The organism is Streptomyces erythrochromogenes, from assembly GCF_036170895.1.
Lineage (GTDB): Bacteria > Actinomycetota > Actinomycetes > Streptomycetales > Streptomycetaceae > Streptomyces > Streptomyces erythrochromogenes.
Genome location: NZ_CP108036.1, coordinates 8,457,432 through 8,472,190 on the forward strand (window position 1 = coordinate 8,457,432; position 14,759 = coordinate 8,472,190).

The 14,759-nt window shown below is 68.3% G+C and carries 16 protein-coding genes and 1 pseudogene; 9 read left to right on the forward strand and 8 right to left on the reverse strand.

From position 1 onward, the window contains the following. Nucleotides 1-18 precede the first annotated feature (18 nt). Both OHA91_RS39130 and OHA91_RS39135 read right to left on the reverse strand, forming a co-directional pair. Nucleotides 19-396, reverse strand: coding sequence for a hypothetical protein (locus tag OHA91_RS39130; RefSeq protein WP_328738228.1), 378 nt, complete (start codon nt 394-396; stop codon nt 19-21). Beyond that, nucleotides 393-1,262, reverse strand: a complete 870-nt coding sequence (locus OHA91_RS39135; RefSeq protein ID WP_328738227.1) for an IS5 family transposase — start codon at nt 1,260-1,262, stop codon at nt 393-395. The genes OHA91_RS39130 and OHA91_RS39135 overlap by 4 nt, the downstream gene beginning before the upstream one ends. Nucleotides 1,263-1,749: 487 nt before the next feature. On the opposite strand from OHA91_RS39135, the gene OHA91_RS39140 reads away from it, so the two are divergent. The 4 genes from OHA91_RS39140 to OHA91_RS39155 all read left to right on the forward strand — a co-directional run bounded on the left by OHA91_RS39140 (nt 1,750) and on the right by OHA91_RS39155 (nt 7,364). After that, nucleotides 1,750-3,174, forward strand: a complete 1,425-nt coding sequence (locus OHA91_RS39140) for a DUF6177 family protein (protein ID WP_328738226.1) — start codon at nt 1,750-1,752, stop codon at nt 3,172-3,174. A 241-nt stretch (nt 3,175-3,415) separates the two neighbouring features. Continuing rightward, nucleotides 3,416-3,856 (forward strand): DUF6507 family protein, encoded by a 441-nt coding sequence (locus tag OHA91_RS39145; RefSeq protein ID WP_031155492.1) that lies wholly within the window; start codon nt 3,416-3,418, stop codon nt 3,854-3,856. Further along, nucleotides 3,853-6,399, forward strand: a complete 2,547-nt coding sequence (locus tag OHA91_RS39150) for a hypothetical protein (RefSeq protein WP_328738225.1) — start codon at nt 3,853-3,855, stop codon at nt 6,397-6,399. The genes OHA91_RS39145 and OHA91_RS39150 overlap by 4 nt, the downstream gene beginning before the upstream one ends. Then, entirely contained in the window at nt 6,396-7,364 is a 969-nt protein-coding gene (locus OHA91_RS39155; protein WP_328738224.1) for a hypothetical protein, read from the forward strand. The genes OHA91_RS39150 and OHA91_RS39155 overlap by 4 nt, the downstream gene beginning before the upstream one ends. A gap of 632 nt (nt 7,365-7,996) precedes the next feature. Here OHA91_RS39155 and OHA91_RS40010 read toward each other — a convergent pair. Next, nucleotides 7,997-8,125, reverse strand: a pseudogene (locus tag OHA91_RS40010) (hypothetical protein); the annotation flags it as partial. 158 nt (nt 8,126-8,283) lie between these two features. Then, complete coding sequence (locus OHA91_RS39160; protein WP_031155486.1) at nt 8,284-8,535, reverse strand: ISL3 family transposase; 252 nt, start codon at nt 8,533-8,535, stop codon at nt 8,284-8,286. Between the two features lie 6 nt (nt 8,536-8,541). On the opposite strand from OHA91_RS39160, the gene OHA91_RS39165 reads away from it, so the two are divergent. From OHA91_RS39165 to OHA91_RS39175, 3 genes are all read left to right on the forward strand, one after another. Beyond that, on the forward strand, nt 8,542-8,742 hold the full coding sequence (locus OHA91_RS39165; RefSeq protein WP_031155483.1) for a hypothetical protein: 201 nt from the start codon (nt 8,542-8,544) through the stop codon (nt 8,740-8,742). Nucleotides 8,743-9,058: 316 nt separating this feature from the next. After that, on the forward strand, nt 9,059-9,805 hold the full coding sequence (locus OHA91_RS39170; RefSeq protein ID WP_328738223.1) for a hypothetical protein: 747 nt from the start codon (nt 9,059-9,061) through the stop codon (nt 9,803-9,805). A 253-nt stretch (nt 9,806-10,058) separates the two neighbouring features. Then, the gene (locus tag OHA91_RS39175; protein ID WP_328738222.1) at nt 10,059-10,880 is read left to right on the forward strand and encodes an IS5 family transposase; all 822 of its coding nucleotides are present in this window, start codon (nt 10,059-10,061) and stop codon (nt 10,878-10,880) included. 94 nt (nt 10,881-10,974) lie between these two features. Here the strand turns inward: OHA91_RS39175 and OHA91_RS39180 are convergent, their stop codons facing one another. From OHA91_RS39180 to OHA91_RS39190, 3 genes are read right to left on the reverse strand one after another with little or no spacing between them, the layout of a single operon-like run. After that, complete coding sequence (locus OHA91_RS39180; protein WP_328738221.1) at nt 10,975-11,151, reverse strand: hypothetical protein; 177 nt, start codon at nt 11,149-11,151, stop codon at nt 10,975-10,977. A 16-nt stretch (nt 11,152-11,167) separates the two neighbouring features. Continuing rightward, nucleotides 11,168-11,380, reverse strand: a complete 213-nt coding sequence (locus tag OHA91_RS39185; protein WP_328738220.1) for a hypothetical protein — start codon at nt 11,378-11,380, stop codon at nt 11,168-11,170. Nucleotides 11,381-11,393: 13 nt separating this feature from the next. After that, complete coding sequence (locus OHA91_RS39190) at nt 11,394-11,738, reverse strand: hypothetical protein (RefSeq protein WP_328738219.1); 345 nt, start codon at nt 11,736-11,738, stop codon at nt 11,394-11,396. A 288-nt stretch (nt 11,739-12,026) separates the two neighbouring features. Here OHA91_RS39190 and OHA91_RS39195 point away from each other — a divergent pair, with 288 nt between their 5' ends. Then, on the forward strand, nt 12,027-12,227 hold the full coding sequence (locus OHA91_RS39195; RefSeq protein ID WP_328741221.1) for a hypothetical protein: 201 nt from the start codon (nt 12,027-12,029) through the stop codon (nt 12,225-12,227). Nucleotides 12,228-12,237: 10 nt separating this feature from the next. Further along, the gene (locus tag OHA91_RS39200; protein ID WP_328738218.1) at nt 12,238-12,909 is read left to right on the forward strand and encodes a hypothetical protein; all 672 of its coding nucleotides are present in this window, start codon (nt 12,238-12,240) and stop codon (nt 12,907-12,909) included. A gap of 789 nt (nt 12,910-13,698) precedes the next feature. On the opposite strand, the gene OHA91_RS39205 is transcribed toward OHA91_RS39200, so the two are convergent. Further along, a complete protein-coding gene (locus OHA91_RS39205) occupies nt 13,699-14,703 on the reverse strand; it encodes a hypothetical protein (RefSeq protein WP_328738217.1) in 1,005 nt (334 codons plus the stop codon). Between the last annotated feature and the right edge of the window lie 56 nt (nt 14,704-14,759).

Below are 14,759 nucleotides of genomic sequence, written 5' to 3' on the forward strand. Positions count from 1 at the left end.
CGGTGTTTGCAGTCTGCGTTAGCGTGTCGCGGCAACCGAGTCAATGGTGCCGTGCCAGGTTTTGCGGTAGCCCTCGCGGAGAGGGCCGCCGACGAGGTCGAGCACCTTTGACGCTGCGCTGATCAGCGCTGTGGGCTCGCCTGAGCCGCACAAGTGGTGGTGTCCTTCGAGAAGGGCGGCTCCGCGCTCTGGGTCGGCTTCCAACAGGCGGCGGGGGAACCACTTTCCGCCGCCGATCCACGCGTGATGGTGGTCGCAGAGCAGATCGGCGGCGGCGCTGACCGCGTACCCGGCCACGGCCAGACGCTCGACGGGGTCCCTCGCGTCAGCGAGGTCGTCCAGCGCATCCGTCAGACCGTAGCGTTTCTTAGAGGTCGTTTTCGCCTGATGTTTCATCCAGGAATCGGGTGTTCTGGGGACTTCTTCGGGTCGCGCCAGGAGATGGTGTTCTCGCTGGTGAGGCGGCGGGCCATGAGGTCGGTCATGGCGATGTGGATCACGGCTTCGGAGCGGGTGGGCAGGGTTTCGTAGTCGCGGGCAAGGCGTCGGTGGAGCATGAGCCAGCCGTAGGTCCGCTCGACCGCCCACCGTTTGGGTATGGGGGTGAAGCCCCTGTTCCCGGGCTTGCGGGTGGTGATTTCCATGTCGATGCCGAGGGTGGCGGCATGCTCAACGAGGCGCTGGCGGTAACCGCCGTCGACCCACACCTTGCGGATGCCGGGGTGTTCGACGGCGATCTGGTCGAGCAGTGAGGTGCCGGCGACGAAGTCCTGCACGCTGGCCGCGGTGACCAGCACGGCGAGGAGGAGTCCGAGTGTGTCGGTGACGATGCTCCGCTTCCTGCCGACGATCTTCTTGCCGGCGTCGATTCCCTGGCCGGCAGCGGGGACGCTGGTGGAGGTCTTGATGCTCTGGGCGTCGATCACACAGGCCGTTGGCTCTGCGTCCCGGCCCTCCTTCTCTCGCAGCAACTGCCGGAGCAGGCCGTTGAGCCGGGCAAATACACCCTCGTCGGCCCACTTGGCGAAGTAGCCGTAGACGGTGTTCCAGTGCGGGAAGTCGTGCGGGAGGTAGCGCCACTGGACCCCGGTGCGGTCGACATACAAGATCGCGTCCATGATGTCGCGCAGGTCGTGTTCGGGCGGCCGGCCGAAGTCCAGGGCCCGGCCGCGGCGCTCGAAAGGCCACGCGGCCAGCACAGGCTCGATCAACTCCCAGCGGGCATCGGACAGATCACTCGGATACGCACGTCGCTTCGCCATACCTTCGACGTACCGCCGCAGACCGAGTGCGCCCAGGCGCACAGCAGCGACCACGGAAGCACGCAGGCCGCCAAGAGCGGACTTCCTGGGATGAGACAGGAACAAGACCCACTCCGTCCCACCCGTCACCCCACACGACCCACAGCCATCAAGTACACCTCTGGCCACTACCGCACCGCGATCACACGCCCTGAAATCGCCCGAAAGCCAGGCACTAAAGATGAAAACGACCTCTTAGAGGCTGTTTGTCTTTCCGATCTTGAAAGATGTCCGCGTGGGGCTGGCCGCAGTGGAATGTCGGCTATTCCGAGGGTGAGGACGTCCGCGCCGCGTCCGTGGCGAGCCGCCTCTCCCGACGGCTCTCCGTGCTGGGCATCGTCTGGCTCGGTTAGATGTGCACGCGCCCGAGGGGCAGACTTACCGCCTGAACCACACGGTGTATGAGACCGAGTGCCGAAACCGCCAGACCTAAGGACCGTACGACCACATGACCACGGACGTCATAGCCCTCTCCCCGCGGATGCCGGACGCCTGGAGCGTGCTGGCTGGGCTTCTATCCGGCGGACCCGACAAGCTCGTGGACACCACCTGTGAGGGCGCCGTCGTGCAGCTCTGCGATGCCCAGGGCCGGCCGCTCGTGGCAGTCGAGGCGCCGATGCTCATACAAGTCCCGGGCGAGGCAGCCCGGTTGTTTGGGGCCGTGGAACCGCCGGTGCCGTTCTGGTGGACCGAGGCCCGCGCTACCACCGGCGTCGCGGAGGCGGAACGGCTGGCAGGTACATTCGCGGCCCGGGTTGCTGCGCTGACCGGCGGCATGGCCTGGCCGCCGGAAGCCGCGCTCTCTGTGGCAGTGGTCCCATCCGAAGGCGTGGGCATAGCTCCTGCGCCAGCCGCCGCGCAACCCGCCGTGGACGTCCTGACTGACAAGGTTGCCGTGGTGATCACGGACCGGTCGGTCGTCGCGATGACGGCCTGGCTCTCGGATGCCTTCCGGGCTGCCGCAGCCTCGGAGCGCGGACTCCAGATCGTCAGCCCGGCGAGCAGCACTCTCACCCCGGCCGTGCGTGACGCCCTGCCCGGCGTGCCATCGCGCTGGGTTGTCAGGGACGCGCGGGACGGGTACTACGACGGCCGTACGGGCGCGGTGCTGCGCTGGCAGGAGGGCATGTTCGCGCCGGTCGTGCAGCCGGACCCGGACGGGGGCGGGGGCGAAATGCACACCCCGGTGGCGGCCTCGTTCCAGGAGTTCGATGACACGGGCGAGCACCAACTCGCCATTTCGTTCCGGACGATCCACCCCGCCGACGATCGGCTGGTTCTCGGGGGCGCCCTGGAGGCGGTCTGGCGCGAGCTCACCGGCGGAGCGCCGGCCGGCTGGTCCACCGCCGAACCGGCCAATCTGCCCTGGTCCCCCGAAAGACTGACCGAGGTCGCCCACGCCCGGTCGCCCGAGCCGAGCTGGTTCGCAGTCGTGGGAGCCCCGTCGCGGCCGGGACTCGCCGGGGTTCGGGTGACCCGTACGAAGGCGGGTGTGGAGGAGGACGTCACGCTGGCCTTCGGCTACGGGGCCCACGAGGAAGTGCCGTTGGACGTGCTGCCGCGGCTGGCGGAGGCGCTCGCCACCCGCCACCACCTGTGCTCCATGCTCGTACAGCTCCGCAAAGCACGCCGTGATCTGGCGGTACCGGCCCGTTTCGAGGGCCCCGGTGTGCCGTTGGCGTTCGTCCTGGGATCCGAGGAGGTTCGGGCGATGCCGGACGACCGCGCACGGCGAACGCCGCTGTCAGTGCAGCCGGTCATGCTGGGGCCGAAGGCGCGCCCGGCACTCTACTACCCCTTCCCGGGGGACCCTTCGGACCTTTCGGCGTGGAGCGATTTCGAGCGGTTGGTGCGCCACCTGAAGGGTGAGTGACGGCCCTGCGGGTTTGTCAGGCTTATGTCACAGCTCGTCGGCTGCTGGTTGCATTAGTTATGTAGATTGATAGAAACGATCATACTTGCGATCGTTCGAGTGTCGGGGAGGGTGATGTCGTCGTGGGGCGCAGTGTCCGGTGAGCCTGATGCCGGCCCCGCGGCGGACGAGCGCCGCGCCGGGGAACTGGGTTGGAAGTGCGCCTCGTAAGGGGTGAGCATGTCGGAGCTTCGGGGGAGCCATGACGTCGTGGGACATCAAGCCGCAAGGTGTGCAGAGTCAGCTCAAGCTCACCGGTGAGCGGGCAGGTGATGTGGAGCACGCACTGAACAAGCTGATGTCGGACATGGCGGAGGCCGCGTACGCGGCGGGTACGGCGATTCCGGGTTCGGCGGCCAAGGTGCCGTCAGCCGCCATGCAGGGGCCGGTGGCGACCGGGCAGGTGCCCTTGTCGCATCGGGGCAGCACTGGACCGGTGGGCGCCGCGCTCAGTCAGTACCTGGAGAAGCGGCAGACGGACCTCAAGTCCGTCGCGGAGCGCATCCAGGCCGCGATCCTGGGCGCGGGCAAGGCGACGAACGAGTACATCCAAGGTGACCTGGAGGCCGCCAAGCAGGCCCAGGACGCTGCGAAGAGCGTGCGCCTGGATCAGCTGAAGGACGCTGCGGGAGGCGCGAAGTGAGCAACGCGCCGGTCGACGCCGCCAATGTGCCCGTATTTACGGGTCAGCTGTCGGTGTTGGACGAGAAGGTGAAGGCGTTGTCGGCGGACGGGGGCGCATTGGCGAACGCCGGCTCGTCGGTCCATACGACGTTCGGCGGGATGTCGGCGTACTACCAGGCTCCCGAGGCCGAGCAGCTGTTCGCGGTGACAAAGCCGGTCGTGGACATCACGCTGTCGTTCAGCAGCGACATGTGCACCATTGCGGGGGCCCTGGGCGCCTACGCGCAGGAGATCCGGCCTCTGGTGAAGAAGCTGGAGGAACTGAAGGCGGAGGCGGCGTCGTTCCAGTCGAAGGTCTCCCGCGACGAGGACTGGATAGAGGACGAGGATCTCATCGACGAGAACCTCGCCCGCCGGAACGAGATCGCAGAGGTGTGGGCGCAGTTCCAGACGGCGGAGCGGCATGCGCACGACAAGATCGTGGCATTGGTGTGCGGCGCGCCGCTGAAGGTGAACGACGGCTCCAACGGTGAGGGCATGTACGGCTACGACGCCGAGGCTCTCAAACAGTCGAAGTCCTTGCCGTGGGGTGACGCGGTGGAGGAGTCCGTTCCGGCGTGGCAGGTGTGGGAGCACCTCTACGACTTCGGCAAGGGCGTCTTCGTGGACGGCGTGTGGGGCACGATCAAGGGCCTGGGGACGCTGGTCGGGTTCGACGGCTGGGATGCGGCGGGCCAGGCGTGGACGGGGCTGGGGAAGCTCGCGACGGGGGTGGTCATCACCGCGACGCCGGCGGCGGCCGTGTTCTGGCTCGCAGACGACAAGGACCTGCCGCCGTGGATCCGTGATTCACGGACGGCGATGAAGGAAACCGGCAAGGCGCTCCTGGCGTGGGACCAGTGGGGTTCCAACCCTTCCCGCGCGGCGGGAGCGGTCACGTTCAACGTGGTGACGACGGTGTTCACCGGCGGCACCGGTGGCGCAGCAGCGGGTGCGGGTAAGGCGGGCCTTGCGGCGAAGACGCTGTCGCTGGCGGGCAAGGCAGGTCGAGCGATCGATCCGATGACGTACGTGTTCAAGGGCGCCGGAGCCGGTGTCTCGAAGATCGGTGACGTGATGGCCGGTCTGAAAGACATGGGGAAGGTCGAAGTCCCCAAGATCGACGAAGGGGCGTTCAGCCTGCCCGACGGCGCCGTGGAACTGCCTGACGGAACGATTCAGCTTCCCAAGGGCACCCCGACACCCGAGGGGGCCATGAAGGTCTCCGACGACATCATCAAGCTCCCCGAGGGCACTGCCTCCCTGCCCCCGGGCACGGTCAAGTGGCCCTTCGATGGCCCCGCGAAGTACGCCGACGAGGCGGGCAACCTCTACAAGGAAGACGGCAGCCTCTACCAGAAGGCCGGCGAAGCCACGCCCGAGCTGTCCCCGAAGATCGACACCGGCGCGAAGACCCCCAGGACGGAGGTCCCGGTCCGCCGGGAGACCCCGGTCCTGGCGGGAGTCGGCGGCCGCAGCGACGACGTCGTCCGCGTCGGCAGCGACATCTCCGACCCGGTCCGCACGGTGGACAACGGCGCCCACGGCCTCGACAACACCCCCACGGGCCGCGCGGGCGACCACACCCCGGGCGGCCACAACCCGGACGGCATGCCGCGCAACAGCGCGGACAACCACTCCCCGGGTACGGGAGGCCACCCGGAGCCCCCGTCCACGGCGGGCCACGCGGACGGCCCGGGCGGCGGCCACGGCGACGGCAACCACGAGCCCCCGCCCACAGGCGGTGGCCATGGTGACACCCTTTCGGGCGGCGGCCACGGCGACGGTCCGGGCACCGGTGGGCTCGCTGGTCCTGATGGACCGAACGGTCCTGCCGCTTGGGAGCGGCCCGAGAACGGAACCGGCCCGCTCCAGCGGGGCAGCGAACTGGAACAGCAGGTTCGGGACCAGATACGCGCCGTCAAGGTCAAGCATCCGGACATCGAACCGGTCCTGAAGACCTTGTCGGAGTCCCCCTTCGGCAAGGAGATGGCCGACACCATCGCCTCGGGCCGCTTCACGGACGCCGATGGCTTCAAGACCGTGGTGTCCAACCTCGTCCGGCCTTCCGAGATCCCGGGCAGCCTCGAGGCGATGCGTCTGGGTAACCGACTGCATGACAGTGGTGTCACCGATGTCTCCTTCGAGGTCAAGCAGGGCGGGAACGAGATCAGGCCCGGTGTCTTCACAGGCGAAAAGACCGATCTCGATGTGATGGCCAGGGACGCGGACGGCCGGGTTCACGGCTGGCAGTTCAAGGACATGACAGGACCGGAGTCGTCGCCCATCGCGGGGAAGTCGGTCCAGCGCATCTTCAAGAGCATCCATCAGCTCCTGGACTCGAACGCGGACGTGCAGACCTTCGTGATCGACTCCAAGATTCCGAGGGGCGAGATGGAGACGCAACTCGCCCGTCTTCAGGAGAAGTACGACACCAAGGGTGTGCAGTTCGTCATTCGCACGCCGGACGGAGTCATATTCGTCCCCCGGGACGGTAAGTTCATGCCGGAGGTGGCACCGTGATCGCCAGTACGCCGGTCGCCCGATGGACGTGGGGCGACTTCATCGAGGATGTGGACCCGCTGGTCCGGTGCCTCGGAGACCTGATGGCGGCTCGGTCCGTGCTGGCCTCGTACGGGCTCGCGCTCGGCGAGCCGACCTTCCGTCTCTCCATCTCCGAGGCCGGCACACCGGCTGGCACGCTGTTCCAGAGCGAACTCACCGCTGCCGGATCCGCTGAGGAACTGGCTGGCGCGATCAGGTCTGCCATGCGCCCCGGTCGCATCGGATCGGTGGATGCCCGGTGCACCGTGGCCGGCTCGCTGTCCACCGGTGCGCAGGAGATCCGGACGGAAGGCATCTTCGACCTGACCGTCTTCGTGGACCCCAGCTTCGCCACAGTGGATCTGGTCACATACTCCGATGCCTGGATGCAGTACGACCTCCGAGGCCGTGCCCAGTCCGCCGTCTACGAGGCGAACGCGCCTCGCTTGGCGTCCGTGCTCGCGGAGCTCACCGAAGTGCTGGGATCCGACCTGGACCCCGAGGACCCCACCTACTTCGGCACGCCGACGGAGACGGGCGTCGTTCCCCACGTCGACCAGGACGGAACTCCGTCCGACTCCTGGTCCCGGTACGAGATCCCCCGGCGGTACGACGTCTTCACCCACGCCCCCGGCTTCGGGCACATTGGATACCGACGCTCGGTGCCGGGCGAGGTCCGGTACGTGCCGGTGACCGACGACCGCGGGGTGCTCGGATATCTCTGGGCCTCTGAGACCGAGCCCGCGGCGAGCTTCGAGCCCCTCGATCTCGACGACGACGAGAGGTACCGGACGGCGCTCACGTGGCTGGACCGCCTGCGCTCTGCCTCCGATCGGGGGCTGTCACCGTGCCAGGCCCTCACGGAGCTGACGGGACGAGCGCTGGGCGACACCGAGGGGCCCGTGGGCCTGGCGGAGCTGCGTGCACGGGCGGAAGACGTCTGACCGTTTCCGCCCCCCACACCGCTGTGGACCATCAAAGCGGTGCGTCTGTCCCCGCGGCCAAGGACGTCGCGGCCGGGGAGGACCGTTCCCGTGTCGTGGTCTTCCTCGCCCGCCGCGGCGGACACGGGTTGTTCGTGGGTACGGACAGGCCGGCAGGGGTGTCGGTGTCCCGAGTCCGAGGCGGGTGCGTTCCTCGCGGGCGAGGGCTGCTCGGTGTCCGCGGCGAACACGACCGCGGCCGAAGCCGAGACCGCGTTGCGTGCGCTGCGGGGGTGGGCGGCCCGGACGGCCGTCCCCGACGACAAGGCCTCGCTGCACGAGATTTCGACGGGCTGGAGGAGATGCAGGTGGCCCTCCGCCACGCCTGCCGGCTGCCGGACCCCGCCGACGAGGCCTTTAAGGAGGCCCGCATCGCTCTGGGGGTGCCCCTGCAGCCGGTCTCCTACGCGCAGTGATCCAGAGGAGCAGGACCCGCTCGCGCGGCCGGCGCTCCCCGGCGCCGGTCGGAGGCCGTGGGTTCGAATCCCACCACGTTGCCCTTGGCCGGAGCGCGGTGACTTCACCGTGCTCCGGCACAGCGGGGTGAGCGGTTCGAGTGCTAGGAGGATCTGTCGCACTTCCTGGCGCCACTGGTTGGCGTCAGCGCTGTCCACCCAGCCGGTTGTCAGTTCTGATCCGTCCTGGAGAACCCGGTCCAGTGCGAGTTTCGCCGACGCGCGAAGGGAGGCTGGCAGTTTGGGCAGCGGTTCTGGGGCCGTCATCGGGGTCGATCACGATGGGGCTGTCTGGGAGGGTGCTGGCGACGAGGGCGTCGGCGGCGAGGTCGCTGTCGAACGGGCCGGTTCCCCACGTTCCCACGCATGGCTTCTGATACGGCTGTCTTGGACGAAGGCGTGGTTCCAGGAGCCACTGACATCGGTCACGGGGCGAGGAGGACCCGCTTGCGGAGCAGTGTGAAGCCGGCGCGTCCGAACATCTGGCGCTTGAGCATCTTGATCCAGTTGACGTGCCCTTCGACAACGCCGGAGCTCCGGGGCAGGGTCAGGTCGGCGATGACGGCGTCGCGGTCTCGGTCGATGCCGGCCGCGAGAGTGTGGGGGCTGGGAAGATCGTCCCGGTGGACGGCTTCGAGCCACTGCGGGAGTCGTTCCCCCTGCCGCTCGGTGAGCACCCGCCGATGAGCGCGCAGCCCGACCACGCCCTCATCACGCAGTACGCCTCCGCGCCCGGGGTGCCGGCCGAAATCTTCGCCCGGCTGCGCGCCGACCGGCGCGCGGATACCTGGGTGCCGGCCTTCCCGACCAGTGACTCCTCCTGCGAACGCTTCCCGCTGTCGGTGCCTCGCGATTGTTGCCAAGATCCCGCAGACATGTCTTAGAAGCCGTTGTCGTACCGATCTTGGTGAGCATGGGTTCGAATGCGGCGGCTCGGTCGGGCGATCTTCGGTCTGTCCGTGCATGAAGAAAGAGCCTCTGGTGCAGCTCGGGGTTGTCGAGACCTTGAGCACACCAGGAGGCCCTACCGACGGCATCCCGGCACCTCCACCGCAGAGACGACACAACACCTCGTCTCTGCCGCCGAAACACCGACCCTATACCTGACCAGCGCAAACGCACCCGTCACTCTCGGAAGGACAGCGGCTTCTAACCGGCCCGCACGGGAATCGTGTCAGAAGTCTGGTCTAGGTTTGGCCTGTGAACCACAGCAGCTCCAAGGCCGGGGCGCCCCGCGAGCCTGACTTGCCGCCGTACCAGGTAGTCCTAGCGGAGACTGATTGGGGTTCGCTCCAGACGGCTTTCGGGAACGGTGAGTGCCTTCCCAAAATCCTGGCACGGTTGCTGGAGCCTGATCCCAAGGTGCAGGTCACCGCTTTGTCGGAACTGAGTGAGCTGGTCGGCCACCAGAACAGCATCTACGAAGCCACAGCCCCCGTCGCCATGTATGTCGCCGGCATCCTCACCCACCCGGCGGCCATGACCCTCCGGCCTTATCGCAACGTCCCCATCCGCGCGACATGGTTGAACTGGTTGGTTTCCACGGCCTACGACGCCTCCGACGAGATTGTCGACCGCACCGAGCAGTACTTCCCTGGCTTCCTCACCCACGACACCACGCTGGCGGCCTTCCGGGAGCTGCGCCCGATGCTGTATCGAGCCATCGAGCCCTTCCTGCAGGACAGTCACGAGGACGTGCGCGAAGCCGCCGGCCTCGCCGCGCTCATCCTCGCCGAACACCCCGCGCTCGCCCAGCACCGCGATCACCTCGCCGTGCACGCGCGCCGCATCCTAGACACCAGCAGCGACGAGCCTAACCGGCGCGTTGCCTGGAAGGCCCTCGAAGCATGGGGCCACGACGTCACCGACATTGAACCTTTCCAGGAGGAGCCCTGGGGCTGCGGGCCACATAGCGATGGCCGCGGCGATCTCGAACCGCCCTTCTGACTGACAGGCGCACGGCCCGCAGGTGCGAACGGGGCCCGGATCGGGTGAGTTCGCGGTTGGCAGAGCATGAAGGAAGGGCCTCCTGAACAGCTCGTGGTTGTCGAAGCCCGAGCGCCAGGAGGCCCTGTTGTCGCAGTTGTACGTGGTCGTTCCGGTGGAGTCCAGCCTGTTCACCCCGGGGTGTGACTGTCTTGCTCACAGGTTCGGGAACGCGGCCGACAAACCAGGCCGCCGGCCTCGCTACACGTCGGACATGACGGACGCGGAGTGGGCCGTGGTGCGGACGATGCTGCCGGTCCCGGCATGGATGGACGGCCGGGGAGGCAGGCCGGAGAGCTACTGCCACCGGCAGATGGTCGACGCGGTGCGGTATCTGGTCGACAACGGGATCAAGTGGCGGGCGATGCCGGCGGACCTCCCGCCCTGGGACCGGGTCTACGCGTTCTTTCGACGCTGGCGCGACAACGCTCTGATCAGGGAGTTCCACGACCGGCTGAGGGAACGCGTCCGCGAGGCGGAGGGCCGGGACGCGGAGCCGACCGCGGGGATCGTGGACTCGCAGTCGGTGAAAGGGGACGCCGTGGTCGGCGCGGCCTCCCGCGGCTTCGACGGCGGCAAGTTGGTCAACGGACGCAAGCGGCACCTGGTCGTGGACTGCCTCAGCCTCGTCCTGGCGGTGCTGGTCACCCCAGCGTCGGTGACGGACCGCAACGCCGCCTGCGGGATGCTGCCCGCGCTGCGGGAATGCTTCCGCCGGCTCCGGCTGATCTGGGCGGACGGCGCCTACACCGGCGACGTCCTCACCGAAGCCGCCCACCGGCTCGGCCTGCGCCTGGACATCGTCCGACGCAGTGACGACAGCCGCGGGTTCACCGTCCTGCCCCGCAGATGGGTCGTCGAGCGGACCTTCGCCTGGCTGATGCGCAGCCGGCGGCTCGCCCGCGACTACGAACGGCGCTCCGACACCAGCGAGGCGTTCGTCCTGTGGTCGATGACCATGGTCATGAGCCGCCGCCTCGCCCGCCACGCCACCCGCCGCCAGCAGCAACGGCGGAATCTCGCTGCGGCAGCGTGAACATACCCGGCCGGCTCTCCGCCAGCCAGCCCCGCTCGACCAGCCGCTTGAGCCTGCCCCGCGCACCCTCCACCCGGGCCGGAACCGAAACGTCCTAGCCCAGGCCCACCGCCACTTGCCGCGCCGACAATCCGTCACCGCCCGCCTTTTCGAGCACGGCCATGATCCGTCGGTAGTCCGGGCCGAGAATGTCAACCTCGACCCCGTCCTTCCTGCGGGCCACCACCCGCCGAGCCCTGGCCGTCGACGGGGCCGCCGCGTCGTCCACCACCGGCTCACGAACAGGCTCAGGCTCGGACGGCCCTGAAGCCTCGGCGGGCTCGGCCTCCCAGTTGGGTCAGCGTCTCGAGATACTCCTCCAGGCCGATCACCCGGCGGATCAGCACCTCTTCCGCGTCGGCGAGAGCCGCCCGCACCCGCTCCAATTCGGCACGCAGTTCTTCCACTCGCGCCAGCGCGGCCCTCTCACGGCTCTCCATCACAGCCCGCATCGACGGCATCCGCCACCTCACGTCATCCACGACGAATCAGACGGCCCCAGCCTGCCTTGACATCGCGCACATCACACCTGACCTGCGGAAACACACACATCAGCTCCGGAAAAAGCAACGGCTTCTGAGAAACACCGGATGCCGGTTCGCTGATCAGGATGGGGGTGCTGTCGATACCCGGCAAGGAGGCCATCTGCACGGGGTTGCTCATGCCGGTGAAGGCGAGGCCGATCGGGTTCGGGCCGTCGGTGGCCGCCTTGAGCAGACAACGGCGTGCAGCGGACCGCATCGACCGCATGCCGCTGCCCGAGCACGCCCAGGCCGTCGCCCGCACCCTGCGCACCCCGTAGGAGGGGGATCCGGTCATGTCCGCATCCACGGCCACCCGGCGCGCGTACGGTGAGGTGACGACCCCGCCGCCGGGAGGACCAGCCATGAGCGCGCAGCCCGCCCCCGCACCTCCTTATGCAGGCATTGCGGCCTACCGTCACCCAAACCTTGCCGGGGTCCTCCTCTGCGCCGAGCACGGCCGGGACTGGGACGGAACGATTCCTATGACCTCCTCCGAGGTGCCCTTCGGCGGATTCTGCAGCTGGGCAACGGACGACGACATGACCGTATGCGGTCGTGCCCTCCACAAGGAGAAGTCCCGCCGATGAGCGCGCAGCCCGACCACGCCCCCATCACGCAGTACGCCCCCGCGCCCGGGGCGCCGGCCGAAATCTTCGCCCGGCTGCGCGTCGACCGGCGCGCGGATACCTGGGTGCAGGCCTTTCCGACCAGTGACTTCTCCTGCGAACGCTTCCCGCTGTCGGCGCCTTGCGATCGTTGCCGAGATCCCACAGACATGTTTTAGCCTGCCCCCCATGTCTACCCCTGTGCATGCACTGGCCCACTGCCCCGTGATCCCGGCCGCCGTGGCAGAGTTCCTCTCCCTGCCGCAGGAACTGACGGCTGCGGATGACTTCGACGCGCTCGACGCCGTTCTGCGCGCTCGGGGCTGGAGTTGGGAACATGAATGCCTGACGGACTCCTACCGCACGGGCTATGGGCATCCGTTGTGCACCGAGGGCGACACCCCTTTCGGGGACCCGACGGCGCGGCGATTCCTGGTGTTCGGACAGCTGTATCCCGTCGACCCGCACGACGACGACCTCGACAACATGCCCTGGCTGGGCGAACTAGTGGACGACTGGGGCAGGGCCCCGGGCTGGACGGTTCGCCGCCCGTCCACGGTGGAGGCGTGCACCGAGATACTCAACCAGACCGCGGACGCCGTCACCGCCCATCTCGGCGCCGCTCCGGAGCGGACGGTCACCAGCGACGCGGCCGTGGTGACGGGCCCGCCGATGCTTCACCGGATCTGGCGCACCGACACGCAGGCCGTGATCGTGGGGCCACACGCGGACAACGGTCCCTACGGCTACCTCACCCATCTGCAACTCGCTGCTTCTCCCCTCAGTCTGGCCCGCGAATTGCCCCCCGAGGGCGACACGGCGGGACTGGACCGCTGGATCGAGGCGCACATCGACTGGTGATATGAACTGCGCCTGGCGCCTGACGGTCTGATGGTGATCGATGGCTGCTGCCCAGGGCGCTGTATCGGTTCTGTCGTACGGGGACGGACTACCCGGCCTGTGCCGGTATGAGTGTGTGGGACAGGCCCGGGGCCCCGGCGACGGGAGGTAGTACGTCCGGGGCGGCCCGGCCGCCGCGCGCGCGGACTGGACCTGGGGGAGGGCGGGGTGCGCTGCGGGGCCCATGCGGTTGAGGCAGGCGACGGCATGGCGTGCGGTGGAGTCGTTGTCCTTCCAGGCGGCCAGCAGCGCCGGTACGACGGCGGGGGCTTCCTCGTCCCCGCTGATGTCCCAGAGCGCGGACGCCAGGCGCCCGGTCTGGTTCGCGGGCTCGACGCTCCGGGACCGCCGGCCACGTCGGCCGCCCGGCTGTGCCTATGCCCGCGACCGCGTGAAGCCTCGCCCGCGCGGCGCTCCTCACCGCGGCAAAAGGCTGGGCTGTGACTGTCACGGCACGAGATCCCGAGGCGTGATGGGCGGGCGTGGCGAGGCGTGCTGGAAGACCTCTTTTGCGCGCTTTCCACGAGTGGAGAACCGCCATGACACATCTGTTCCGTACTCAACGTCCCGTGGTGCTCGCCACGTCAGTGCATGCCGTATCCGGCCTTTCGGGCCCTGCCCGACTGATACCGGTCATGGCCGGCTACCGGGAGTTGGAGCGGTGCCTGCCAGGCCAGGAGGCGGCGCACGGGCGGCGGTGCAATACCAGCAGTTTCTTCGTTGCGGGGCCGAGGCCCGGACGAGGCGGTTTCAGCGGCGCAGCGCTTCCCTGAACGTCCCCCGGGCTGCCTTGGTGCGCACCGCCCGGTAGGCGAGCCCCTTCCAAGGCCAGTAGTTCCAGGGCAGGGCGTCTACGTGGCCGTCCACGGCGCGGAACTGTTTCACTGCCGCCCGGTAGCGGCCTTGTTTGACGAGGAAGTGGGCGAGTAGGTGGCGTACTTCAGGGAGCCGTGGGTGGTTGCCGGCGGCAGCGGCGTCAGCCAGAGCGGCGTCGACCAGGGCCCGCACCTTCGGGCTTCGGTATGCGTCGGCGGGCATCTCGTCATCGTGGTTCTCATACCACGCGACCAGGGGCAGAGCAGTCATCAGGCTGCCTTGAGGGGCCTGTGATGCGGCAGCATCGGCGAACTCGCGCGCCAGCTTTTTCGAGCCGTGCCACTTGGCGCACCAGTATTGCAAGGCGACGTAGTGAGCTTCGTAATGATGCGGTGCGCGCGCAACGATCTCGTCCCACAGGGCGCGCATCTCGCGGTTCGGGTACCCGAGGCCGAGTGCCGTTCCGATTTCAGCGATGAGAGGGGTGGGGTCCTGTGGGTTGAGCGACGCGGCATGGGCGATGTCGTCACGACAGCTCATCAAGACCTCGTGGAAGCCCTCGAAGCGCTTGCGGGAGGTGTAACGCGCCAACCGTGCACCGCGCAGCCTCCAGGCATACATGATGCGGGTCCGTGCGTGGATCAGCGCGGCGTCGGGGTCGCCGGGGTTGGCCGTCTGCCATGACCGGAGCCACGTGTCCCCCTTTCGGGCGGCAAGTTCCGCCAGCCGCTGGGTGTACAGAGCACGCCGCTCCCAGTCGTTTCCGGCGGCAGCCAGTAGCTGTGCTGCCGGTTCCCATCGGCCGCGGGAGGCCGCGGCAAGGGCACGTTTCAGCTCAGGGTCGGGGCCGGCCAGACGGCGGTTCTGCCGCTTGAAAGGCAGGAGAAAGAAGTACAGCCAGCCGATTCCCAACAGGGAGAGAACTGCAGCAGTTGACACGGGTGAGTACCAATTCCGGTGGAGAAGCGTGGGTGGTATCGGAGTGAGGAGATGGC